The sequence below is a fragment of the Intrasporangium sp. genome, from assembly GCF_051961875.1.
Lineage (GTDB): Bacteria > Actinomycetota > Actinomycetes > Actinomycetales > Dermatophilaceae > Intrasporangium_A.
Window position 1 is genome coordinate 1 of record NZ_JBQCCV010000045.1, and the last position, 2002, is coordinate 2002.

Sequence of the window (2002 nt, forward strand, 5' to 3'; positions counted from 1 at the left end):
GAGGGCGGCGTGGGGGCCTGAACGGCACACGTGCGCGTCCGGAAGTATGGGTCCCATGACGTTCCACGTGGATGACTACCAGGCCCGTTCCGACCGCTACGAGCTGATGCAGTACCGCCGCTGCGGGCGCAGCGGCCTCGACCTGCCGGCCGTGTCGCTCGGGCTGTGGCACAACTTCGGCGACGACGTGCCGCTCGACCGGCAGCGCGCAATCCTGCGACGCGCCTTCGACCTCGGGGTGACGCACTTCGACCTGGCGAACAACTACGGACCGCCCTACGGCAGCGCCGAGCGCAACTTCGGCACGATCTTCGCCCAGGACTTCAAGCGCTACCGCGACGAGCTGATCCTCTCGACGAAGGCCGGATACGACATGTGGCCGGGGCCCTACGGGCAGGGCGGCGGGTCCCGCAAGTACCTGCTGTCGTCCCTCGACCAGTCTCTCAAGCGGATGGGCGTCGACTACGTCGACATCTTCTCCAGCCACCGCTTCGACGAGACGACGCCGCTCGAGGAGACGATGGGCGCGCTCGACGCCGCGGTCCGCCAGGGCAAGGCCCTCTACGTGGGGATCTCGTCATACTCGGGTGCGCGGACCCGCGAGGCAGTGGCCATCTTGCGCGACCTCGGAACACCGCTGCTCATCCATCAGCCGAGCTACTCGATGCTCAACCGGTGGATCGAGGAGGACCTGCTCGACGTGCTCGAGGAGGAGGGCGTCGGGTGCATCGCCTTCTCGCCCCTGGCGCAGGGGATGCTCACCGACAGGTACCTGAACGGCATCCCGGAGGGATCCCGGGCCGCGCAGGACAAGTCGCTGTCGCCCGACCTGCTCACGGCCGAGGCGCTCACGCACGTGCGCTCCCTCAACGAGATGGCCGCCGCCCGCGGCCAGTCGTTGGCGCCGCTCGCGCTCGCCTGGGCCCTCCGCGACCCCCGTGTGACGTCCGTGCTCATCGGTGCCTCCTCGGTGGGCCAGCTCGAGAACAGCCTCGGCGCGCTCGACAACCTCTCCTTCGACGATGCCGAGCTCGAGCGGATCGACAAGGACGCCGTCGACAGTGGCATCAACCTCTGGCAGCGCTCCAGCTCCTTCTGAGCACTCGCGCCGTCGTAGCCCAGCGGCATACCCCGGCCGTATGCCGCTGGGCTGGCGGCCGATCGCACCGTGAGCGCTTGTACGGTGGCCGCGTGCGCACCGACGAGCCGAGCATCCAGGACCGCCTCTTCCCCGACATGACGTGCTTCGGGTGCGGGCCGGCCAACGACAAGGGGCTCCGGCTCAAGAGCTACCCCGGCGGGGACGCAGTCGTCGCGACCTTCCTGCCGTGGCCGGAGCACGACAACGGCGTCGGCTTCCTCAACGGCGGCATCATCAGCACCCTGCTCGACTGCCACAGTGCGGCCGCGGTCATGCACGAGGCGGATGGGCGCGGGTGGGGTCCGCTGCCGGGAGCGGCCCTGGCGTATGTCACCGCCGGGCTGGAGGTCCGCTACCTGCGCCCGGCGCCGCTGCAGCAACCGGTCACGCTGCGCGCCGTCGTCGTCTCGGCCACGGAGCCGGAGATCACCGCCGCGGTCGAGCTCGTCTGGGACGACAAGGTCCGTGCGACGGCGACCGCCCTGTGGAAGCGGTGGCGGCCCCGGTCCTGACCGGGCTGGGCACACTCCCCCCACACACCGAGCAGCGGCGAACATCGCCGGTTGCAACCGTCGAGGTGTGCAGCTGCTCGGTGAGTTGTGAAGTCGCTCAGGGCACGACCGATGACTCCTGCCCGCGCTCGGAGCGTTGGTGCGGGAGCAGCGGTGGCTCGTCGGCGTGGCCATGGTGGTGGATCGGCCCGGACAAGCCCGTGAGCCGCTCGCCCGCCCCGCCCCAGCGATCCATGATGATCTCGGCTGCAATCGAGATCGCGGTCTCCTCCGGGGTCCGGGCGCCCAGGTCGAGCCCGATGGGCGAGCTCATCCGGCCCAGCTCGTCCTCGGTCAGGCCCGCCTCGCG

The 2002-nt window shown here is 70.2% G+C and carries 3 protein-coding genes; 2 read left to right on the top strand and 1 reads right to left on the bottom strand.

Annotation, left to right across the window (positions count from 1 at the left end; genetic code table 11):
* The first annotated feature begins 55 nt into the window (after positions 1–55).
* Complete coding sequence (gene mgrA, locus ACTHJJ_RS02680) at positions 56–1099, top strand: L-glyceraldehyde 3-phosphate reductase (protein ID WP_440301390.1); 1044 nt, start codon at positions 56–58, stop codon at positions 1097–1099.
* 92 nt (positions 1100–1191) lie between these two features.
* Complete coding sequence (locus ACTHJJ_RS02685; RefSeq protein ID WP_440301391.1) at positions 1192–1653, top strand: PaaI family thioesterase; 462 nt, start codon at positions 1192–1194, stop codon at positions 1651–1653.
* A 97-nt stretch (positions 1654–1750) separates the two neighbouring features.
* Here the strand turns inward: ACTHJJ_RS02685 and ACTHJJ_RS02690 are convergent.
* Positions 1751–2002: XdhC family protein (locus ACTHJJ_RS02690; RefSeq protein ID WP_440301392.1), on the bottom strand; the 252-nt coding region annotated here is incomplete at its 5' end.